Source organism: Streptomyces anandii JCM 4720 (assembly GCF_014650655.1).
GTDB classification, from domain to species: domain Bacteria; phylum Actinomycetota; class Actinomycetes; order Streptomycetales; family Streptomycetaceae; genus Streptomyces; species Streptomyces anandii.
In genome coordinates this window covers 1-22,629 of record NZ_BMVJ01000021.1, presented here as the reverse complement: position 1 = coordinate 22,629, position 22,629 = coordinate 1, and the positions used below count along the sequence as shown (strand labels likewise).

16 protein-coding genes are annotated in these 22,629 nt (G+C 72.9%); 9 read left to right on the top strand and 7 right to left on the bottom strand.

The genetic code is table 11. The features are described from left to right. A partial coding sequence (locus IE249_RS38790; RefSeq protein WP_229859475.1) for an Ig-like domain-containing protein occupies positions 1–667 on the bottom strand: 667 nt, incomplete at its 3' end. A 225-nt stretch (positions 668–892) separates the two neighbouring features. Then, a complete protein-coding gene (locus IE249_RS28875) occupies positions 893–2,122 on the bottom strand; it encodes a L,D-transpeptidase (RefSeq protein ID WP_189709420.1) in 1,230 nt (409 codons plus the stop codon). Between the two features lie 161 nt (positions 2,123–2,283). Here IE249_RS28875 and glgX point away from each other — a divergent pair, with 161 nt between their 5' ends. Continuing rightward, complete coding sequence (gene glgX, locus IE249_RS28870; RefSeq protein WP_189709418.1) at positions 2,284–4,536, top strand: glycogen debranching protein GlgX; 2,253 nt, start codon at positions 2,284–2,286, stop codon at positions 4,534–4,536. A 7-nt stretch (positions 4,537–4,543) separates the two neighbouring features. Here glgX and IE249_RS28865 read toward each other — a convergent pair whose 3' ends face one another. From IE249_RS28865 to IE249_RS28850, 4 genes are read right to left on the bottom strand one after another with little or no spacing between them, the layout of a single operon-like run. Continuing rightward, positions 4,544–5,200, bottom strand: a complete 657-nt coding sequence (locus IE249_RS28865; protein ID WP_189709416.1) for a response regulator — start codon at positions 5,198–5,200, stop codon at positions 4,544–4,546. Continuing rightward, on the bottom strand, positions 5,190–6,440 hold the full coding sequence (locus IE249_RS28860) for a sensor histidine kinase (RefSeq protein ID WP_189709414.1): 1,251 nt from the start codon (positions 6,438–6,440) through the stop codon (positions 5,190–5,192). Before IE249_RS28860 ends, IE249_RS28865 begins: the two co-directional genes overlap by 11 nt. 25 nt (positions 6,441–6,465) lie before the next feature. Then, the gene (locus IE249_RS28855; protein WP_189709412.1) at positions 6,466–7,200 is read right to left on the bottom strand and encodes an ABC transporter permease; all 735 of its coding nucleotides are present in this window, start codon (positions 7,198–7,200) and stop codon (positions 6,466–6,468) included. Then, entirely contained in the window at positions 7,197–8,102 is a 906-nt protein-coding gene (locus IE249_RS28850) for an ABC transporter ATP-binding protein (RefSeq protein WP_189709410.1), read from the bottom strand. Before IE249_RS28850 ends, IE249_RS28855 begins: the two co-directional genes overlap by 4 nt. 208 nt (positions 8,103–8,310) lie before the next feature. Between IE249_RS28850 and IE249_RS28845 the strand changes: the two genes are divergently transcribed. From IE249_RS28845 to IE249_RS28820, 6 genes are all read left to right on the top strand, one after another. Beyond that, entirely contained in the window at positions 8,311–10,170 is a 1,860-nt protein-coding gene (locus tag IE249_RS28845) for an ABC transporter ATP-binding protein (protein ID WP_189709408.1), read from the top strand. Continuing rightward, positions 10,167–12,026: an ABC transporter ATP-binding protein gene (locus IE249_RS28840; RefSeq protein ID WP_189709406.1), complete on the top strand. Its 1,860-nt coding sequence runs from the start codon at positions 10,167–10,169 to the stop codon at positions 12,024–12,026. Before IE249_RS28845 ends, IE249_RS28840 begins: the two co-directional genes overlap by 4 nt. A 38-nt stretch (positions 12,027–12,064) precedes the next feature. Then, a complete protein-coding gene (locus IE249_RS28835) occupies positions 12,065–12,799 on the top strand; it encodes an alpha/beta fold hydrolase (RefSeq protein WP_189709404.1) in 735 nt (244 codons plus the stop codon). Between the two features lie 322 nt (positions 12,800–13,121). Beyond that, positions 13,122–15,167 (top strand): M4 family metallopeptidase, encoded by a 2,046-nt coding sequence (locus IE249_RS28830; RefSeq protein WP_189709402.1) that lies wholly within the window; start codon positions 13,122–13,124, stop codon positions 15,165–15,167. A 254-nt stretch (positions 15,168–15,421) separates the two neighbouring features. After that, the gene (locus IE249_RS28825; RefSeq protein WP_189709400.1) at positions 15,422–17,077 is read left to right on the top strand and encodes a M4 family metallopeptidase; all 1,656 of its coding nucleotides are present in this window, start codon (positions 15,422–15,424) and stop codon (positions 17,075–17,077) included. 71 nt (positions 17,078–17,148) lie between these two features. Next, on the top strand, positions 17,149–17,667 hold the full coding sequence (locus IE249_RS28820) for a DUF1990 domain-containing protein (RefSeq protein ID WP_189709398.1): 519 nt from the start codon (positions 17,149–17,151) through the stop codon (positions 17,665–17,667). Positions 17,668–17,737: 70 nt separating this feature from the next. Here IE249_RS28820 and IE249_RS28815 read toward each other — a convergent pair whose 3' ends face one another. After that, positions 17,738–20,365 (bottom strand): glycosyltransferase family 1 protein, encoded by a 2,628-nt coding sequence (locus IE249_RS28815; RefSeq protein WP_189709396.1) that lies wholly within the window; start codon positions 20,363–20,365, stop codon positions 17,738–17,740. Between the two features lie 219 nt (positions 20,366–20,584). On the opposite strand from IE249_RS28815, the gene IE249_RS28810 reads away from it, so the two are divergent. Further along, positions 20,585–21,766, top strand: coding sequence for a S8 family peptidase (locus IE249_RS28810; protein WP_189709394.1), 1,182 nt, complete (start codon positions 20,585–20,587; stop codon positions 21,764–21,766). Between the two features lie 207 nt (positions 21,767–21,973). After that, positions 21,974–22,629: maltotransferase domain-containing protein (locus tag IE249_RS28805; RefSeq protein WP_189709392.1), on the top strand; the 656-nt coding region annotated here is incomplete at its 3' end.

The following is a 22,629-nucleotide window of genomic DNA, read 5'->3' as shown; positions in this document are numbered from 1 at the left end:
CGTAGACGCCGGGACGGCCCTCGACGCCGTCGAGGTTCAGCCTGACGGTGACCTTGGTGCCGGCCTTCCAGTAGTGCTCGGGGCGGAAGTCGAGGCGGTCGTTGCCGAACCAGTGGCCCTCGACGTCGACGGCCGGCTCGGTCTTGATCTGGATGGCCTTCTTCACGGCGTCGGGGTGCGTGATGCCCCGGGTGAAGTTGACGGTGAAGGGCATGCCGACGCCGACCGTGGAGCCGTCCTCGGGCGTGAAGTTGCCGACGAAGGTGTTCTGCGGGGTCAGCGTGGTGAAGCTCGAGTCCTCGGCGGCCTGGCGGCCGTCGGAGTCCTTGGCGACCGCGTGGACGGTGTAGCGGGTCGAGGCGGCCAGGTGGGTGGACGGTGTCCAGGAGGCGCCGTCACCGGACAGCGTCCCGGGCACCGCCGTGCCCTTGGCGTCCTTGACGACGACCTGGGTGAGCCGGCCCTTGCTCGCGCCGACCTTGAGCGTCCCGCTGGTGTCGACGGACTTGGCGCCGTCCTTGGGCGCGATGGTCACGACCGCCTGCGACTGCTTGCTCCGGTCCGTGCCGGAGTCCTTGCCCCCGCCGCCGGCGGACTTCGAGCCCGAGCCGCCCCCGCCGCACGCGGTGACCGCGAGGACCAGCGCGCCGGACACGAGTGCCAGCATCCCCCTGCGACGTCCCCGCGCGCCCACCGACGCCCCCGATATCGGCCGCACGTTCAAGTCTGTCTCCCCTCCCCGGGCCGGTCCACGACCCGCGCCCCGGCGCGCTCCCCGCACGCCCTGGCGCATAGTAACCACAAGGTCAGGGGCAAGTTGTCAGACGAATGTCACTGTTCCGTCCCAACTTCAACCGCTTGTGGACCGGCTCCGACGCCCCGCCCCCACCGGCTACTCGACCGCGCTGCCCGCCTTCCACTCCTTCCACCCCATGTTCCACCCTCCGAGGCCGTTGCCCGGAGAGACCTCTTTGTCATTGCTGTTGACGACTTCGACCACGTCCCCGACGAGGCTGCGGTCGAAGAACCAGCCCGCCGGGGTCTGCGAGCCGCCGCCCTTGACGTCCTTCAGCCCCACACAGCCGTGGCTGACGTTGGCGCGGCCGAACGGGTCCGGTGTGGACCAGTAGTTGCCGTGCAGGAAGGTGCCCGAGTCGGTCAGCCGCATGGCGTGCGGGACGTCGGGGATGTCGTACTCGCCGCCGAAGCCGACCGTGCGGCTGTTCATGCGGGTCACCTCGAGCATCTCCATCACCACCATCTTCCCGTTGTACGTGGTGTGTTTGGGCGCCCCGGCCGTGATGGGCACGGTGGCCAGCAGCTCGCCGTCGCGCCGCACCTCCATGGTGTGCGCGGCCGCGTCCACCAGCGAGACCTGGCTGCGGCCGATGGTGAAGGAGAAGGTCTTGTACTGGAGCCCGTAGACGCCGGGCGCTCCCTCGACGTCCCTCAGGCGCAGTTCGACGGTCACCTGCGTGCCCGGCCTCCAGTAGTGCCGGGGGCGGAAGTCGAGGCGGTCCTTGCCGAACCAGTGCGGCCGGATCTCGACCGGGGGCCTGGCGGTGACGTGGACGGCGCGTTCGACGGCGGCGCGGTGGGCGATCTCCCGGCTGAACGCCAGGGAGACGATCATCCCGGTGCCGACCACGGAGCGGTTCTCGGGGGTGACGTAGCCGATGAAGCGCTCGTCGGGGACGTAGGTGGTGAAGGTGGTGTGCCGGGCGGAGCGGCGGCCCTCGCCGTCCACGGCCACCGCGTCGACGGTGTACCTGGCGGCGAGCGCCAGCCGGTCGTCGTCGGGCTGCCAGGTCCGGCCGTCGCGGGAGAGGTGCCCGGTGACCGGGGTGTCCTGGGCGTCCTGGGACTTGACGGCCTTGACGGACTCCAGATGCCCGTCGGCGACCCGTACCCGCAGCTTTCTGCCGGGGCGCACCTCCTTGCTGCCGTCGTCCGGGTCGACGCGGATCACGTCCTTCGCCGCCGGCGGCTTGCCGAAGATCCCGGCCGGCCCGCCCGGGCCGCCCGAGGTGCAGCCGGTGGCCCCGGCCAGTAGTCCTGCCCATGTCAGTACGGCGGCCAGCGCGGCCCCCGCGCGCCGTGCGCGCCCTTGTGCATGCCTCACGGGCTGCCCAACGACCGGCCCGCCGCCGGGAAACGTGAGTGCGAGCCACGCTCTGGGCAGAACAGTGGGGAGAACCACGCGAGGGGGAGCCGCACCCGTCACCGAGCCGCGTCGGCTGGGGCGCCCCGCAGGCGAACGAGCCGGACAAAGGGGCCGACCAGGTGTCCAGCGCAGCCGAGCAGGAGGCGGTGGCGGGCGGGCGCGCCGCCGGGGACGCGCGCCCGTCCGCCGTCGTGAACGGCGGGCACCGCGCCGCGCCACCACCCGGCGTGCCCGTGCGGCCGGGTGCCGCCACCCCGCTGGGCGCCCGCTTCCGGGTCGGCCCGGACGGCGTGGCGGGCACCAACTTCGCGCTGTGGGCGGGCGGGGCGGAGGCGGTCGAGCTGTGCCTGTTCGACGAGTCGGGCCGGGAGACGCGCGCCCGGCTGACCGAACTGACGCACGAGATCTGGCACGGCTTCGTGCCAGGCGTGATGCCCGGCCAGCGCTACGGCTACCGGGTGCACGGCCGCTGGGACCCGTGGACCGGCGCCCGCTGGAACCCGGCGAAGCTGCTGCTCGACCCCTACGCCCGCGCGGTGGACGGCGAGTTCGCGCTGCCGCCGGAGGTCTACGGGCACGTGCGGGACTGGCCCGACCAGTCGGTGGCGGACACCGTGCGCGACGAGCGCGACTCGGCGCCGTACGTCCCGAAGGGCGTCGTGGTGCACGACGACGACGACTGGTCGGACGACCGCCGGCCCAAGACACCGTGGGCCGACTCGGTGATCTACGAGCTGCACGTGCGCGGCTTCACCCGGCTGCACCCGGACATACCCGAGGAGCTGCGCGGGACGTACGCGGGCCTGGCCCACCCGGCGGCGATCGCGCACCTGACGCGGCTCGGCGTGACGGCGGTGGAGCTGCTGCCGGTGCACCAGTTCGCGCACGAGGACCACCTGCTCAGCCGAGGCCTGCGCAACCACTGGGGCTACAACTCCATCGGTTACTTCGCCCCGCACGCCGCGTACGCGGCCTCCGGCACCGCCGGCCGGCAGGTCGGCGAGTTCAAGCGGATGGTGCGCGCGCTGCACGCGGCCGGCATCGAGGTGATCCTCGACGTGGTCTACAACCACACCGCGGAGGCGGGCGAGTACGGCCCGACACTGTCCCTGAAGGGCATCGACAACCAGCGCTACTACCGCCTCCAGGCCGACGCCCGCCGCTACGCCGACTACACCGGCTGCGGCAACACCCTGCACGTGGTCCAGCCGCACGTGCTGCGCCTGATCACCGACTCGCTGCGCTACTGGGTGACGGAGATGGGCGTGGACGGCTTCCGCTTCGACCTCGCGGCCGCGCTCGCCCGCTCCATGCACGACGTCGACATGCTCTCGCCGTTCCTCGCCGTGATCGCCCAGGACCCGGTGCTGCGCCGGGTCAAGCTGATCGCCGAGCCCTGGGACGTCGGCTCGGGCGGCTACCAGGTGGGCGCCTTCCCGCCGCTGTGGACCGAGTGGAACGACCGCTACCGCGACGCCGTGCGCGACTTCTGGCGGCACGCCCTGCCGGACGTGCGGGAGATGGGCTACCGCCTGTCGGGCTCCAGCGACCTGTACGCCTGGGGCGGCCGCCGCCCCTACGCCTCCGTCAACTTCGTCACCGCGCACGACGGTTTCACCCTGCGCGACCTGGTGAGCTACGACCGCAAGCACAACGAGGCCAACGGCGAGGGCAACCGCGACGGCACGGACGACAACCGCTCCTGGAACTGCGGCGCGGAGGGCGAGACCGGCGACGAGCGGATCCTGGCCCTGCGCCGCAGGCAGCTGCGCAACCTGCTCACCACGCTGCTGCTGTCCACCGGCGTGCCGATGCTGGTGGCCGGCGACGAGATGGGCCGCACCCAGCACGGCAACAACAACGCCTACTGCCAGGACAACGAGACCGGCTGGCTGGAGTGGAGCCTGCTCGACGACCCGGGTTTCGGGCAGCTGACCGAGCTGACCGCCCGGCTGATCGCGCTGCGCCACCGCCATCCCGTGCTGCGCCGCCGCGCGTTCTTCTCCGGCCGTCCGCACTCGGCGGACGGGCTGCGCGACCTGGCCTGGTTCACCCCGCGCGGCACGGAGATGACCGAACGGGACTGGTACGCGCCCGCGGCGACCCTCGGGATGTACCTGTCCGGCCGGGACATCCCGGGCCGCGACGAGCGCGGCGAGGCGATCCTCGACGACAGCTTCCTGACCGTCCTGCACGCGGGGGACCGTCCGGTGGAGTTCGTCCTGCCGGGACCGCCCTGGGCGGAGCACTACGAGGTGGTCGTCGACACCTCCCGCGAGGAGCAGACGCGGGCACCGGGCCTCACGCACCGCGCGGGGGCCGAGATCACGCTCCCGGCCCGCTCGGTGCTGCTGCTGCGGGTGCTCGGCTAGCGGGGGATCAGCCGAGGATGCCCCGGTCGTAGGCCACGGCCACGGCCGCGGCGCGGTCGTTGACGCCCAGTTTGGCGTAGAGGTGGGTGAGGTGGGTCTTGACGGTCGCCTCGCTGATGAACAGCTCGCGGGCGATCTCGCGGTTGGAGGTGCCCCTGGCGACCAGGGCGAGGACCTCGCGCTCGCGGGCGGAGAGAGACTCGTTGCCGGGGGCGGGGGCGCGGACGGCGGACACCAGCCGGGAGGCCACGGCCGGGGAGAGGACGGTACGGCCCTCGGCGGCGGCGCGCACCGCGGCGCACAGCTCGTCGCGCGGGGCGTCCTTGAGGAGGTAGCCGGTCGCGCCCGCCTCGATGGCCGGGATCGTGTCGGAGTCGGTGTCGTACGTCGTCAGGACCAGCACCTTGGCGCGGGCGCCGCGGCGGGTCAGCTCCCGGATCGCGTCCACGCCCGAACCTCCCGGCATGCGCAGGTCCATCAGCACCACGTCCGGGTCGAGCGCCGCGGCCCGCTCCACCGCCTCCACGCCGTTCGCCGCCTCGCCGAGCACCAGGAACCCGGACGCCGACTCGAACATGCCGCGCAGTCCGTCGCGTACGACGGGGTGGTCGTCGACGATCAGGAGGGAGACGGCCGGGCCGGCGGTGGTCGGGTCATCGGTCATGGCGGACCAACGGTACGCGAGCCGACAGGGCGGTGCCGAGCCCCGGCTCCGACTCGACGGTGAGCGATCCGGCGACGCGCTCGGCGCGGGCGCGCATGCCGGGCAGGCCGAAGCCGCCGGAGCGGGAGCGGGCGGTGGGGACGAGGGGGTCGAAGCCGGTGCCGTCGTCGCGGATGTCGAGGATGACCTCGTCGCCCACGAAGGACAGGGTGACGCCGGCGCGGGTCGCCCGTGCGTGGCGGGCCACGTTGGACAGGGCCTCCTGGACGATCCGCAGGATGGTGGCGGCGACCTCGTCGTGGAGCTGCTCCGCGGTGCCGGTGAGCGTGAACTCGGCGCGCAGGCCGGTCCGTTCGCCCCATTCGGTGACCGTCTTCTCCAGGGCCTCGGGCAGTTGGTCGCTCTCCAGCGCCACCGGCGTCAGGTTGTGCACCGAGCGGCGGGCCTCGCCGAGGCTGTGCCGGGCCAGGCCGGCGGCGCGGTCCAGGTGGGTGCGGGCGGTGGGCAGGTCGGGTGCGTTGGCCACGACCTGGAGCTGGGCGATGATCCCGGTCAGGCCCTGCGCGATGGTGTCGTGGATCTCGGCGGCGAGTCTGCGGCGCTCGTCGGCCACGCCGGCCTCCCGGGCCTGGACGAGCAGTTGCTCGTGCAGCGCCGCGTTCTCCTCCAGGGCCTGCTGCAACGCGGTGTTGGTCCGCTCCAGTTCGGCGATGGTCTCGGCCTGGACGCTGAGCCGTGCCTGCTCCTGCTCGGCGAACCGGGTGAACACGCCGACCATGCCCATGTTGACGGCCAGGACGAGGAAGAAGCCGATCCACGGGATCAGTCCGTGCGGTGGCCAGCCGCCGATCTCGCTGCCGGCCATGGTGACGGCCGTCAGGAAGAGGCCGGGCAGCACCAGCCGGCGGGGCAGCTCGCGGGCGGCGGTGTAGTAGCCCGTGACGGCGTAGAAGGCGAAGAACGGGTTGGCCCAGGTCAGTACGAAGGCGATGGCCCACCGCAGCAGGAAGAGGCAGACACCGGTCCGGCTCGGGCCGGGCCGCCTCCGCTTCGCCCTCCCCCAGTACAGCTGCAGCACGGCGGCCGCGGGCACGAGGACGGCGCAGGCGATCACCCCGGGCCGGTCCATCCCGATCAGGCGGGCGGAGAGCGTCCCCGCGACGGCACCGACGGCCAGCAGCGCCCAGGGCCCCCACGTGTCGAACGAGGCCCGGTACTGCTGGAGCGGGGTGTCCGTCATGCCCCCAGTCTCCGGCACGGTCCGCTCACTCCCAGCGGAACCAGCGCGCGGCCCCCGCGGTGAGCAGCACCGTCCACGCCGCGAGCACGCCCAGGTGGCCCCAGCCGGGCCAGTCGCCGGCGGCGGCCTCGTTCAGGGCGCGGGCCGCCGCGCCGAACGGGGTCAGGCCGACCACCCGGGCGAGCGTGTGCGGCATCTCCTGCACCGGCAGCCACACGCCCGCGCAGAACATCATCGGGAAGAACACCGCCGTACCGATCGCCCCCGCGACCTTCGTGGTCCGGGACACCGCCGAGACGACCGCCCCGAGGGCGAGTGCGGCCGCGACCGCGAGGAGCAGGGCCAGCAGATAGCCGGCCGGCTGCCCGGGCAGCTTCACGCCGAAGGCGAGCCGGCCGACGGCGAGGGCGAGCAGCGCCGAGCCCAGCGCCACCCCGCCCTGCACGGCCATCTGCGCGGTCAGCAGGGCGGAGGGCCGTACGGGGGTGAGGCGCATCCGGCGCAGGACGCCCCGCTCCCGGTGGCCGGTGAGCGCCTGCGGCAGCGACTGCACACCCGCCATGATCAGCGCGATCAGCACGGCGATGGGCGCGTAGGCGTCGACCGGCCGCAGTCCGCCCAGGGACTTGTCGGCCTCCCGGAAGGACGGGATCGAGCCGAGGACCACCAGGAGCAGCGTGGGGAAGAGGAAGATCCAGAAGACGGCGCCCGGTTCGCGCCTGAACAGCCGGAACTCGGTGCGCAGGACTGCGGTGTTCATGCGGTGGTCTCCTTGGTGAGGTCCAGGAAGGCGTCGTCGAGGGTGGCGTCCAGGACGCGGAGCTGATGGGCGGTGACGCGGTGCCGGGCGAGCAGGGTGATGACCGCGTTCACGGTGTCGTCGGTGCCGGAGAGCGTGATCCGGCCGTCCTTGCGCTCGACGGAGGCGAGCGCCGGGAGCGCGGAGAGGTCCTCGTCGTCCAGCGGGACCGACGGGGTGAAGCTGATGACGGTCGCGCCCGCCGAGCGGCGGATCAGCCCGGCCGGGGTGTCCAGGGCCGCTACGCGCCCCTGGTCGATCACCGCGATCCGGTCGCACAGCCGCTGCGCCTCCTCCATGAAGTGGGTGACGAGCAGCACGGTGACCCCACCCGCACGGACGTCCTCGATCAGCTCCCAGGTGTCGCGGCGGGCGCGCGGGTCGAGTCCGGTGGTGAGCTCGTCGAGGACGACGACCCGCGGGGCGCCGACGAGGGCGAGCGCGATGAACAGGCGCTGCTTCTGGCCGCCGGAGAGCCCGGCGAACCGGGTGGTGAGCTTCGGGGCCAGCCCGAGCCGTTCGGCGAGCGGGCGCCAGTCGGCCGGGCGCGGGTAGAAGGACGCGTACAGCTCCAGCGCCTCGCGCACGGTCAGCTTGGGCTGGAGTTCGGTCCGCTGGAGCTGGGCGCCCAGCACCTGGGCCACCCGCGCGTGGTCGGCGACCGGGTCGAGGCCGGTGACGCGGATCCGGCCGGAGTCGGGGACGCGCAGTCCCTCGACGCACTCGACGGTGGTGGTCTTGCCGGCTCCGTTCGGGCCGAGGACGCCGAAGATCTCGCCCTCCTCCACGGTGAAGGAGACGCCGTCGACGGCACGCCGGCCGCCGTAGGACTTGCGCAGTTCGCTGACTTCGATGACGGACATGGCAGCAGAGTGGCGGCGGGCGGGCCGCGCGGGCATCGGCCGACGCGCTCGAAGCCGCATCGGCCGATCGGATGATGCGGCGCTACGACCCCTGCCCGCTCCCCCGGGTCCGGGCTGCCGAACGCGCAGGTCGTAGGACCAGCGGCGGAGTGTGGTCCGGCCAAAACTCGGTGGGCGTTGTCAGTGGCGATCCGTAGTCTCGCTCATGATGCCCACGACACCTGACACCCCCGGGGACCCGTCCGCCCGCACCCGGACGGCCGGCCGTTCGGCCGTGCGTACGCTGCTGCGCCTGTGGCCGTACGTCCGGCCGGTCCGCGCCCGGCTGTTCACCGCCGCGTTCGTCGCGGTCGTCGCCTCCTGCACTGGGCTGGTGATCCCGCTCGTGCTGAAGTGGATGGTGGACGGCCCCGTGGCCGGGCGTGACCCTGCCGGGGTGTGGCTCGGGGCGCTGTACCTGCTGCTGCTCGGGGTGGCGGAGGCGGTGCTGTTCGGGCTGCGGCGGTGGCTGGTGGCCCGGCCGCTGTCGCACGTCGAGGCGGAGATGCGGGCCGGTCTGTACCGGCATCTGCAGCGGCTGCCGGTCGCCTTCCACGACCGCTGGGCCTCCGGCCAGCTGCTGTCCCGGGGCACCACCGACCTGATGCTGCTGCGTCAGTTCCTCGCGTTTCCGCTGACGTTCCTCCTCGTCAACGGGGTGACCATTCTCGTCGGCGTGGGCGTCATGCTGCTCCAGGACTGGACGCTGGGGCTGGTGATCCTCGGACCGGCGGTACCGGTCGTCGTCATGTGCGCGCTGTTCGAGAAGCGGTACGCGTCGGTGGCGCGGCTGGCGCAGGACCAGGTGGGCGACCTGACGACGGTGGTCGAGGAGAGCGTGCTCGGCATCCGCATCATCAAGGGGTTCGGCCGCCACCGCAGCCAGGCGCGCGCGTTCCACGGGCTCTCGCACACCCTGCGCGGCACCGAGCTGCGCAAGGCCCGGCTGCTGGCGAGCATCTGGGCGGTCATCATGACCCTGCCCGAAATGGCCATCGGGGCCGCGCTGGTGGTGGGGGCGGTGCAGGTCGCGGACGGTTCGCTGTCGGCGGGCACGCTGGTGGCCTTCCTGTCCACGGCCCTCGCGCTGCGCTGGCCGGTGGAGTCGATCGGCTTCCTGCTGGCGATGAGCCAGGAGGCGGCCACCGCGACCGAGCGCTACTTCGAGGTCATGGACGAACAGCCGGAACAGCCGGGCCCCGCCCTCGCCGCACCGGCGGGTTCGGCCAAGGGGGGCGCGAGGCGCGTCGGCAGCGGCGCGGGTGGCGACGGTGGGCTCCGCTTCGAGAACGTCAGCTTCCGTTACCCCGACGCCCCGCCGGACTCCCCTCCCCTCCTCGACCGTGTCGATCTGCACATCCGTCCCGGCGAGTCCCTGGCCCTGGTCGGGGCGACGGGCAGCGGCAAGACCACGCTGACCTCCCTCGTCCCGCGTCTGCACGAGGTGACGTCGGGCCGTATCACCCTGGACGGCGCGGACATCACGGCCCTGTCCCGCGAGGAGCTGCGCGCGATGGTCGCCGTCGCCTTCGAGGAGCCCACCCTCTTCTCGGCGAGCGTCGGCGACAACGTGCTCATGGGCGCCGGCGACGACGCCGGCCAGGACGAGCTGGAGCGGGCGCTGTCCGTCGCGCAGGCCGGCTTCGCGCACGCCCTGCCGCAGGGCACCGCCACGCAGGTCGGCGAGCAGGGGCTGAGCCTCTCCGGCGGCCAGCGGCAGCGCCTCGCGCTCGCCCGCGCCGTGGTGGGACGGCCCCGGTTCCTCGTCCTGGACGACCCGCTGTCCGCCCTGGACGTGCACACCGAGGCCGCCGTGGAGGCCGCCCTGCGCCAGGTGCTGGCCCGCACCACCGCCCTGATCGTGGCCCACCGCCCCTCCACGGTCCTGCTCGCCGACCGGGTCGCCCTGCTGTCCGACGGCCGGATCACCGCGGTCGGCACCCACCACGAACTGCTGCGCGGCAACGCCGAGTACGCCCATCTGATGGCGGGCGCGCCCGCGCGGGAAGAGGAGGACGACGACCGATGACGGCCCCCACCACGTCCGTCCCGACCACCGGGGACGGGGAGGACCGGCCGCGCCCCGCGAGCGCCGGCGACCCCTTCGACCGCGACGTCCTGCCCACGCCCCCCGGGGCCACGGCCGCCCTGCTCCGCTCGCTGCTCGCGCCCATGAGGGCCCGGGTCGCCGGCACCACCCTCCTGCTGCTGCTCCAGCAGGCGGCCGTGCAGGCGGGCCCGCTGCTGGTGGCGTACGCCATCGACACCGCCGTACCGGCGTTCCGCGCACACGACCACGGCCCGCTGATCGCGGTGGCGGTCGCCTATCTGCTGTCCGCGCTCGCCTCGGGCGGGCTGCAGTGGGCGTTCATCGTCGCCTCGGCCCGGGTCAACCAGGACGTGCTGCTGGACCTGCGCGGCCGTATCTTCCGCCATGCGCAGGCGCTCAGCGTCGACTTCCACGAGCGCTACACCTCGGGCCGGCTCATCTCCCGCTCCACGACGGACGTGGAGTCGCTGCGCGAACTGCTCAGCGAGGGCCTTCAGGAACTGATCACGGTCATCCTGTCCTTCGTCTACATCTCGGCCATGCTGCTCTGGCTGGATCCCGGCCTCGGCGCGGTCGCGGTGGCGTCCTTCGGTCCGCTGTACCTGCTGGTGCGGGCCTACCGGCGGCGAGCGGGCCGGGTGTACCAGGAGCGGTCCACGGCGATCGCGGCGGTGATCGTGAAGTTCGTGGAGACGATGAACGGCATCCGCCCGGTGCGCGCCTTCCGCCGCGAGGCGGCCAACGACGCCGACTTCCGCGTACTGAACCGGCGCCACGAGCGCACGAACGGCGACGCGCTGCTGGAGATGGCCCGTTACGTGGTCGGCTCCCGTCTCGTGGCCAACACCGCGGTCGCGCTGATCGTGCTGTGGGGCGCCTACCGGGTCGCGGACGGCTCCCTCGAACTGGGCGTACTGGCGGCCGCGGTGCTGTATCTGCGCCGGCTGTACGACCCGATCGACCGGCTCGGCATGTTCCTCAACTCCTACCAGTCGGCGGCCGCCTCGCTGGAGAAGATCGCGGGCCTGCTCGCCCAGACGCCCTCGGTGCCGGAACCGGCCACGCCCCGGCGCCTGCCGCCGCTCGCCTCCGAGCACCCCGGCCGCGAGGTGGTCTTCGACGGCGTGCGCTTCGGCTACCGCACGGGCGGTGAGGTGCTGCCCCGCTTCGACCTGACGATCCCGGCCGGGCAGACCGTCGCCGTGGTCGGCTCCACCGGCGCGGGCAAGTCGACCCTGGCCAAGCTGCTGGCCCGCTTCTACGACCCCTCCGGCGGCCGGGTGCTGCTGGACGGCGTGGACCTGCGCGAGCTGGCCGTGCCCGAACTGCGGCGCGGGGTGGTGATGGTGACCCAGGAGGCGTTCCTGTTCTCCGGCACGGTCGCCGACAACATCGCCATCGGCCGCCCCGAGGCCACCCGTGAGGAGATCGAGCGGGCGGCGAAGGCGATCGGCGCGCACGACTTCATCAGCGCCCTGCCCGACGGCTACGACACGGACGTACGCAAGCGCGGTGGCCGCATCTCCGCCGGTCAGCGCCAACTGGTGGCCTTCGCGCGGGCGTTGCTGGCCGATCCGGCGGTGCTGATCCTGGACGAGGCGACCAGCTCGCTGGACATCCCGGGCGAGCGGGCGGTGCAGCGGGCGATGACGACGGTCCTGCGGGGCCGTACGGCGGTCGTCATCGCGCACCGGCTGTCCACGGTGGAGATCGCCGACCGGGTGCTGGTGATGGAGCACGGCCGCGTGGTGGAGGACGGTCACCCGGCCGAGCTGACCTCCGGCACCGGCCGGTTCGCGGCCCTCCACCGCGCCTGGCGCGACAGCCTCGTATAGGCCGGGATCCGTCCGGTTCGGGCCCTAGCGTGAGCGCCATGACGACCTACGTGCTTCTTCCCGGTTTCTGGCTCGGCGCCTGGGCATGGCGCGATGTCGCCGCCGGACTGCGCGCGCACGGGCACGACGTGCGTCCGCTCAGCCTGACGGGGATGGGCGAGCGGGCGCACCTGGCCGGCCCCGGCACCGGCCTGGCGACGCACGTCACCGACGTGCTGAACCTGATCCGCTTCGAGGAACTGCACGACGTGGTGCTGGTCGGGCACAGCTACGCCGGCGCGGTGGTGGTCCCGGCCGTGGCGGACCGGGTGCCGGAGCGGATCTCCCGGCTGGTGTTCGTCGACAGCGGACCGCTGCCCGACGGGATGTCCCAGGCGGACTTCACCGGGCCCGAGGGCCGGGAGCGTGACGAGGAGCTGGTGCGCACGGCCGGAAACGGGTGGCGGCTGCCCCCGCCGCCCTGGCGCGAGCAGGCCGGGCTGGGCGGACTGTCCGAGGACGCCGTCGACCGGCTGACGCGGCTGTCCGTGCCGCAGCCCTGGGCCACCGCGACCACGCCGGTCCGGCTGACCGGGGCCTGGAGGGCGCTGCCGCGGCTGCACGTGCTGTGCGGCTTCACGGCGGAGCGGATCCGGGCCATGGCCGCCACCGTGCCCGCCTTCCGGGAGATGGCCGACGGCGACTGGACCCACCGCGACCTGCCCGGAGGGCACTGGCCGATGTTCGACCGGCCGGGCGAGCTGGCGGCGATCCTGCACGAGGCCGCCGCCTGAGACCCCCACTTTTCGGACCGCGGGCCGGCGGTCGCGGGGCGCGGGCCCGCGACCGGTCCGTATACCGAACATGAACATCCGGACAACGAACGAAATCCGGCCAAGTTTCTGACGCGCTCCTGACAGAAACCGCGATCTCCTGCCACTCTTCCCTCGGCCCGCGTCGAAGTCACCCCACAGCACCCCCACAGCAAGTCGACCGCGCGCAGGCCCGCACATCCGCACCTGGTTCCGCGTTCCGCCCTGTTCTGCCCGGACGGCCCACCCCCCGTCCGGATCTCCCCTGGCCGCGCGACCCGCGGCCACGCAGAAGGAGTCAGTGTTGAGTAGCAAGAGCTCTCGCAGACGCACCTCCCACGTCACCCCCCACCGCACCGCGGGCCTCGCCCTCGCCGGTGTCGCCGCGCTGATCGCCGCGGCCGTCCAGACCGGCGCGGCCAGCGCCGCGCCCGCCCAGGCGCCCCATGCCGGGAACGTCAACCCGGCCCATGCCGCCGTGAAGCTGACGCCCTCGCAGCGCGCCGAGCTGATACGCGACGCCGACGGCGCCAGGGCGCGCACGGCCAAGGACATCGGCCTGGGCGCCCAGGAGAAACTGGTCGTCAAGGACGTCGTCAAGGACGCCGACGGCACCGTGCACACCCGCTACGAGCGCACCTACGCCGGCCTGCCGGTGCTCGGCGGCGACCTGATCGTCGACACCGCGAAGTCGGGGAAGACCGAGCGCGTCCTCAAGGCGACCAACGCGACCGTGAAGGTGGCCAGCCTGACCCCGGCCGTCGCGAAGTCCACCGCCCAGAAGCAGGCGCTGCAGCGCGCCAAGGCGCTCGGCGACACCAAGGCCGCGGCGGACCCCTCGTCCCGCAAGGTGATCTGGGCGGCGAGCGGCAAGCCGGTCCTGGCCTACGAGACGGTGGTCGGCGGCTTCCAGGACGACGGCACCCCGAGCCGGCTGCACGTCGTCACGGACGCGAGCACCGGCAAGGAGCTCTACCGCTACCAGGCCATCGAGACCGGCATCGGCAACACCCAGTACAGCGGCCAGGTCTCGCTGACGACGACGCAGTCGGGGTCGACGTACACGCTCAACGACGGCGCGCGCGGCGGCCACAAGACGTACAACCTCAACCACGGCACCTCCGGCACCGGCACGCTGTTCTCGCAGTCCAGCGACACCTGGGGCAACGGGACCACGTCGAACGCCGCCACCGCGGGCGCCGACGCGCACTACGGCGCCGCGGTCACCTGGGACTTCTACAAGAACACCTTCGGCCGCAGCGGCATCCGCAACGACGGCCAGGCGGCCTACTCCCGCGTGCACTACGGCAACTCGTACGTGAACGCGTTCTGGGACGACAGCTGCTTCTGCATGACCTACGGCGACGGCTCCGGCAACGCCGACCCGCTGACCTCGCTGGACGTCGCCGGCCACGAGATGAGCCACGGCGTCACCTCCAACACCGCGGGCCTCAACTACAGCGGCGAATCCGGCGGCCTCAACGAGGCGACCTCCGACATCATGGGCACCGGCGTGGAGTTCTACGCCAACAACTCCACCGACGTCGGCGACTACCTCATCGGCGAGAAGATCGACATCAACGGCGACGGCACCCCGCTGCGCTACATGGACAAGCCCAGCAAGGACGGCGCGTCCAAGGACAGCTGGTACTCGGGCCTGGGCAACCTGGACGTGCACTACTCCTCCGGCCCGGCCAACCACTTCTTCTACCTGCTGAGCGAGGGCAGCGGCGCCAAGGTCATCAACGGCGTCAGCTACAACTCGCCCACCGCGGACGGGCTTCCGGTCACCGGCATCGGCCGGGACAAGGCGCTGCAGATCTGGTACCGGGCGCTGACCACGAAGTTCACCTCGACCACCAACTACGCGAGCGCCCGCACGGGCACGCTGGCGGCGGCGGGTGAGCTCTACGGCACCTCCAGCACCGAGTACAAGGCGGTGCAGGACGCCTGGGCGGCCATCGCGGTCGGCTCGCGCTCCGGCGGGGGCGGCGGAGGCGGCACGTCGTTCGAGAACACCGCCGACGTGCAGATCCCGGACCACGGTTCGGCGGTCACCTCGTCCATCGCCGTCACCGGCAGGAGCGGCAACGCGCCGTCGAACCTCCAGGTCTCGGTCGACATCGTGCACTCCTACCGGGGCGACCTGGTCATCGACCTGATCGGCCCGTCGGGCAAGGCCTACCGCCTGAAGAACTCCAGCGGCTCGGACTCCGCGGCCGACGTGCACGCCACGTACACGGTCAACGCGTCCACCGAGACGGCCAACGGCACCTGGAAGCTGCGCGTCCAGGACGTGTACACCTACGACTCCGGCTACATCGACGGCTGGAAACTGACGTTCCCGTAAAGGGCGTCCGGTAGGGCGTAGGAGCCCCAGGTCAGGGCGCCGTTCCGGAGGTCGAGGACCCGGAGCGGCGCCCGTTCACACGTCCGCAACATTTACCGCAGCGTCATTTTTCGGCCAACATCACTTCGGGGCCATGACATGTACGCGCCCTTGATGCCACTCTTCCACCACCCGCCGCACGAGCACAGCAACCTGACATCCGATCCGGTCCGGTGACCCCACACCGACCGGGATCCCCCACATAAGGAGCTTGTGTGACTCCCCGCTACGCGCGTCACAAGCGCACCACTCTGGCCGTCGCCACCGCTGTCGCGGCCGGAGCCCTCCTCAGCACCGGTCTGGCCACCACCGCCTCGGCCCAGACCCCTGCCGACTCCACCGGCCGGACCACCCTCGCCGCGGCCCCCACCGCCCTGTCCGACTCCGCCCGCACCTCCCTGATCGCCAAGGCCCAGGCGGACGCCGCCGAGACCGCCCGGAACATAGGCCTCGGCGCCAAGGAGAAGCTGGTCGTCAAGGACGTCGTCAAGGACGCCGACGGCACCTTGCACACCCGCTACGAGCGCACCTACGCCGGGCTGCCCGTGCTGGGCGGCGACCTGATCGTCCACAGCAGGGCCGGCAAGACGGAGGGCGTCACCAAGGCCACCAAGGCGGCCATCAAGGTGGCCTCGCTCAAGCCGCAGATCGCCACCGCCAAGGCCGAGAAGCAGGCGCTCACCGCCGCCCAGGCCGCCGGCTCCGCGAAGACCTCCGCCGACCAGGCCCCGCGCAAGGTCATCTGGGCGGGCAACGGCAGCCCGGTCCTCGCCTACGAGACGGTCGTCGGCGGCCTCCAGGACGACGGCACCCCGAACGAGCTGCACGTCATCACCGACGCGGCCACCGGCAAGAAGCTCTACGAGTACCAGGGCGTCGAGACCGGCACCGGCAAGACCCTGTACTCGGGCTCGGTGACGCTCGGCACCTACAAGTCGGGCTCGACGTACCAGCTGTACGACACCACGCGCGGCGGCCACAAGACGTACAACCTGGCGCGCAGGACCTCCGGCACGGGCACGCTGTTCACCGACGCGGACGACGTGTGGGGCACCGGCACCGCCTCCAGCTCCTCCTCGGACCAGACGGCAGCCGCCGACGCCGCCTACGGCGCCCAGGAGACCTGGGACTTCTACAAGAACACCTTCGGCCGCAACGGCATCAAGAACAACGGCGTGGGCGCCTACTCCCGCGTCCACTACGGCAGCAACTACGTCAACGCGTTCTGGGACGACAGCTGCTTCTGCATGACCTACGGCGACGGCTCGGGCAACACCCACCCGCTGACCTCGCTGGACGTCGCCGGCCACGAGATGAGCCACGGCGTCACCTCCAACACCGCGGGCCTCAACTACAGCGGCGAATCCGGCGGCCTCAACGAGGCGACCTCCGACATCTTCGGCACCGGCGTGGAGTTCTACGCCAACAACGCCTCCGACAAGGGCGACTACCTCATCGGCGAGAAGATCAACATCAACGGCGACGGCACCCCGCTGCGCTACATGGACAAGCCCAGCAAGGACGGCGCCTCCGCCGACTACTGGTCCTCCAGCGTGGGCAGCAAGGACGTGCACTACTCGTCGGGCGTCGCCAACCACTTCTTCTACCTGCTGTCGGAGGGCAGCGGCGCGAAGACGATCAACGGCGTCAGCTACAACTCGCCGACGTACAACGGCTCCACGGTCACCGGCATCGGCCGCGCCAAGGCGCTGCAGATCTGGTACAAGGCGCTGACGACGTACTTCACGTCGACCACCAACTACAAGTCCGCCCGTACGGGCACCCTCTCGGCGGCGGCCGCGCTGTACGGCTCCGGCAGCACCGAGTACAACGCGGTGGCGGCGGCCTGGGCCGCGGTCAACGTCAACTGACCGGCCGGTAGTCGGCATCGGCGGCACCCGGGAGCCCGGCGCTCCCGGGTGCCGCCCTACGCTTGGGTCCCATGTCTTCGGCAGACTTCACCTACGAGGAGGTCGGCGCGACCCGCGAGCAGGGCCACTGCCCGCCCGGCTTCCACCCCCTGCACGTGCGCACCCGCATCGGCGAGGGCGAGGAGGTGTTCCGCCGCGCCTGTGAGGCCGTCCTCACCTGGGAGATGCACCGCGCGGTCGGCGTGGGCGTCGACACCCCCGCCGACCGCGCCGCACCCGGTGTGGACGTCACCGTCTCCCTCGCCGCCGTCGTCAAGGCGCCCTGCCGGGTGGTCTGGACCGTGGAGGAACCCCGCCGGGCCGGCTGGGCCTACGGCACCCTGCCCGGGCACCCGGAGACCGGCGAGGAGTCCTTCCTGGTGGAGCGCACGGGCGACGGCACGGTCTGGCTCACGGTCACCGCCTTCAGCCGCCCCGCCAAGTGGTACGCCCGTGCCGGCGGCCCCGCCACCCGGGGCCTCCAGCACGCCTACGCCCGCCGCTGCGGCACCGTGCTCCGCAGACTCTGCGCGGACACCCCGGAGCCCTGACCCCCGGCACCCTCGCCCCGGAACCCTGGCCCCGGAACCCTGGCCCGGCACCTGGCGCACGGACCGCCCGTCAGCGCAGGAGCACGCCGCCGTCCTCCGAGGTGTCCTCGTGCGGCACTGCCACCAGGCCCGGTTCGGCGCTGGAGGCCAGGAGGCGGTGGGAGGGCAGGATGCGGACCGTGTAACCGTAGGGGCCGGTGCGGTCCAGGGAGAGCGGGCCCTCGTAGACCCAGCGGCCGTCGGGGTCGGGGGCGCCCGCCGGTTTCAGGGCGACGGTGGTGGCGTCCGTGATCCGGTCCTCCTCGTCCACGCGGCCGGAGACGGCCTGCACCTCCACGTCGTCCGGGCCGAGGCCGCCGAGCCCCACCCGCACCCGCAGCCCGAGGGTGGTGCCGAGCTGGGCGACGGCCGAGGTCGCCGCGGCGGCCGAGGTCTCCACGTGGTCCACGGTCACCTCGTGCCAGGCCGCCCGCACCTTCCCCTTCCAGGCGGCCAGCTCGCGCGCCGCGTCCGGCCCGAGGGCCCGGTGGGCGTGGGCGGCGGGCGTGTAGAGCCGCTCGACGTACTCGCGGACCATGCGGCCGGCCAGCAGCTTCGGCCCGAGCAGGGTCAGGGTCTGCCGGACCATCTCGATCCAGCGGTCGGGCAGCCCGCCCCGCCCGCGCTCGTAGAAGCGCGGCGCGACCCGCTGTTCCAGCAGGTCGTACAGCGCGGCCGCCTCCACGTCGTCCCGGTGGTCGGAGTCGGTGGTCACCCCGTCCGCGGTGGGGATCGCCCAGCCGAAGTCGGGCTGGAACCACTCGTCCCACCAGCCGTCGAGCACGGACAGGTTCAGGCAGCCGTTGAGCGCGGCCTTCATCCCGGAGGTCCCGCACGCCTCCAGCGGGCGCAGCGGGTTGTTCAGCCACACGTCGCAGCCGTGGTACAGCTTCTGCGCCATGGCCATGCCGTAGTCGGGCAGGAACACGATCCGGTGCCGCACGCGGGGGTCGTCGGAGAAGCGCACCAGTTCCTGGATGAGCCGCTTGCCGCCGTCGTCGGCCGGATGCGCCTTGCCCGCGACCACGATCTGGACCGGCCGCTCGGGATGCAGCAGCAGGTCCATCAGCCGGTCGCGGTCCCGCAGCATCAGCGTCAGCCGCTTGTACGAGGGGACCCGGCGCGCGAAACCGATGGTGAGCACCTCGGGATCGAGCACGCCGTCGATCCAGCCCAGCTCGGCCGTCCCCGCGCCGCGCTGCCGCCAGGAGGCCCGCAGCCGCCGGCGCACCTCCACCACCAGCTGCTCCCGCAGGTCCCGGCGCAGCTCCCAGACGTCCTGGTCGGGGATGTCGCCGACCGCGTCCCAGCGCTCGGAGCCGCCCACCGACAGGGCGTCCTCGGTGCGCTGCACGCCGATCTGCCGGGCGCCGAGCCGGAACACCTCCGGCGCCACCCAGGTCGGGGCGTGCACCCCGTTGGTCACGGAGGTGATCGGCACCTCGGCGGGGTCGAACCCCGGCCACAGTCCCGAGAACATCTCGCGGCTGACCCTGCCGTGCAGCAGCGACACCCCGTTGGCGCGCTGGGCGAGCCTGAGGCCCATCACGGCCATGTTGAACAGGTTGGGCTCGCCGCCCGGGTAGGTCTCCATGCCGAGCTGGAGGATGCGGCCCACGTCGATGCCGGGCAGCTCGGCCCCGGGCCCGAAGTGCCGGGCGACCAGCTCCCGGTCGAAGCGGTCGATGCCGGCCGGGACGGGGGTGTGCGTGGTGAAGACCGTCCCCGCGCGCACCGCCTCCAGGCCCGCGTCGAAGTCCAGTCCCCGCTCGCACAGCTCGGCGATCCGCTCCAGGCCGAGGAAGCCGGCGTGGCCCTCGTTGGTGTGGAAGACCTCCGGCTCCGCATGCCCGGTGAGCCGGCAGTACGTCCGCACCGCCCGCACCCCTCCTATGCCGAGCAGCATCTCCTGGAGCAGCCGGTGCTCGCTGCCGCCGCCGTAGAGCCGGTCGGTGACCTGGCGTTCCCCGAGCGCGTTCTCCTCGACGTCTGAGTCCAGCATCAGCAGGGGGATCCGGCCGACCTGGGCGAGCCAGATCCGGGCGTGCAGCGCCTTGCCGCCGGGGAGCGCCAGGGAGACCTGCGCGGGGGTGCCGTCGGCCTCCTCGAGGAGGGTGACGGGCAGCTCGTGGGGGTCGAGTACGGGGTAGTGCTCCTGCTGCCAGCCGTCCCGGGACAGGGTCTGCCGGAAGTAGCCGTGCCGGTAGAGCAGCCCGACCCCGATCAGCGGCACGCCGAGGTCGCTGGCCGCCTTCAGATGGTCGCCGGCGAGGATGCCGAGCCCGCCGGAGTACTGCGGCAGGGCGGCTGTGATGCCGAACTCGGGCGAGAAGTAGGCGATCGCGGCCGGCAGCCCGGCGGACTGCGCCTGGTACCAGCGGTCGCCGGTGACGTAGTCGTGCAGGTCGTCGGCGGCCGCGGTCAGCCGGCGCAGGAAGCGGCGGTCCCCGGCCAGCTCGGCCAGCCTGGCCGGGCGCACGCCGCCCAGCAGGCGTACGGGATCGCCCTCGGAGGTCGCCCAGTGCTCCGGGTCGACGGACTGGAACAGGTCACGTGTCTCTGCGTGCCAGGACCAGCGCAGGTTGCGCGCCAGCTCACTGAGCGGGCGCAGCGGCTCGGGGAGAACGGGACGGACGGTGAACCGACGGATCGCCTTCACATTCCACCTCAGCGCGTTCGCGTTCGCTGGAAGGACGCACGGCACTGTGCGCCCCGTCACCTTCGACGGTACCCGTCCGGGCGGGGGCGGCGCTGGGCGCTTCGCCCCACTCGCCCAGTATCGGCCCGGCCGGCCGCGTCCGGCGGGGCACTCTTGTACCCCCGCACCGCCGCACGAGACGCTGCCCGCCTGCCCGAGTCGAGGAGGGGAGCTCGGACCATGGCACGGACGCGCTCACGGCGCCCGCGCCGGCTGGGGGGCGTCCTCACGGCCGCCGCGGCCGCCGCGCTGGCGGCGGTCACCCTGCCCGCGCACACCGGCGCCGCCGGGGGACGGACCGGCGGCACCGGCTACCTGGTCACGCTCAAGGGGGACACGAAGGCCCTGTCGGCCGCCGGGCGGGGTGTCGCCGCGCGCTACGGGGCGAGAATCGGCCAAACCTTCGGCGCGGCCCTGAACGGGTACGCCGTCCGCGCCGACGCGGCGCAGGCACGCCGTCTGGCGGCCGACCCGCGGGTCGCCTCGGTGACCCGGGACGGCCGCGTCGCCCTGGACGCCACCCAGGACCGCCCGCCGTCCTGGGGCCTGGACCGGCTGGACCGGCCCGGCCTGCCCCTGGACAGGAGGTTCACCGCGCCGGACGGCGGCGGGCGCGGCGTCACGGTGTACGTGATCGACACCGGGGTGCGGATCACGCACCGCGACTTCGGCGGCCGGGCGAGCTACGGCTGGGACTTCGTGCGCGGCGACCGGGGCACGGGCGACGGCAACGGGCACGGCACCCACGTGGCGGGCACGGTCGCGGGAACCACGTACGGCGTGGCGAAGCGGGCCTCGCTGGTCTCCGTACGGGTCCTCGACGACACCGGGGCCGGGACGGTCTCGCAGGTCATCGCCGGTGTCGACTGGGTCACCCGGCACGCCCGCAGGCCCGCGGTCGCCAACCTCAGCCTCGGCGGCCCCTACAACGCCGAGCTGGACACGGCCGTCCGCAACTCGATCAGGGCCGGCGTGACCTACACGGTCGCGGCCGGCAACCACGGCGGCCCGGCCGGGCTGTACTCCCCCGCCGACGTGCCGCAGGCGATCACCGTGGGCGCCACCGACAGCCACGACGTCCGGGCCGCCTTCTCGGACTACGGATCCGCCCTCGACCTGTTCGCCCCGGGCGTGTCGATCACCTCGGCGTGGTGCACGAGCGACACCGCGCGGGCCACCTTCTCGGGTACGTCGATGGCGGCGCCGCACGCGGCCGGCGCGGCCGCCCTCTACCTGGCGGCCCATCCCCAGGCCACGCCCGCGCAGGTGGCCCACGCGCTGGCGGGCGCGGCCGCGGTCGTGCGGGTCGCCGACGCGGGGCCCGGTTCGCCGGACAGGATTCTCCAGGTGCCGCGGGGGTAATCGCACAGCACGGGAACCGGTTCCGTCCGTGTCCGGACGGGACCGGTCTTGTGTGTGGACATACGCGTGAGTAGTTAACAAAGTGCCGGAATGCTCACCCGAATAGGGTGGGAAGGCTCCACCGGTACACCCGACAGGTAGACCACGCAGGACCCACCTCCCCACTGACATCCGCCCACACCCTCGTTGACGCGGACAGGAGCGGTCATGCCCGCCACGCATCACTCGGCAGCACCCCCGACAACCAGCACGGCAGCCGGCCCGGACGGCGCCGGCGCCACCGCCGTCGGCCGGATCCCCGTCCTCGACGTGCGGCCGGTCGTCCAGCACGGCCGCAGGCCCGCGAAGGCGGTGACCGGGGAGACCTTCGAGATCTCGGCCACCGTCTTCCGCGAGGGCCACGACGCCGTCGCCGCCAATGTCGTCCTGCGTGATCCGGAGGGCCGCGCCGGGCCCTGGACGCCGATGCGCGAGCTGGCCCCCGGCACCGACCGCTGGGGCGCCACCGTGACCGCCGGCGAGCCCGGCTGGTGGACGTACCAGGTGGAGGCCTGGGCGGATCCGGTCACCACCTGGCGCCACCACGCCCGCATCAAGATCCCCGCCGGGCTCGACACCGCGCTGGTCCTCGAGGAGGGCGCCCGGCTGCACGAGCGAGCCGCCGACGGCGTGCCCGAGGGCACGGACCGGGACGTCGTGCGGGCCGCGGCCGAGGCGCTGCGGGACGAGAGCCGGCCGGCCGCGGTCCGGCTGGCGGCGGCGCTGACGCCGGAGGTGGACGCGGTACTGGCCCGCCATCCGCTGCGCGAACTGGTCACCGCCTCCGAGCCGCTGCGGCTGCTGGTCGAGCGCGAGCGGGCCCT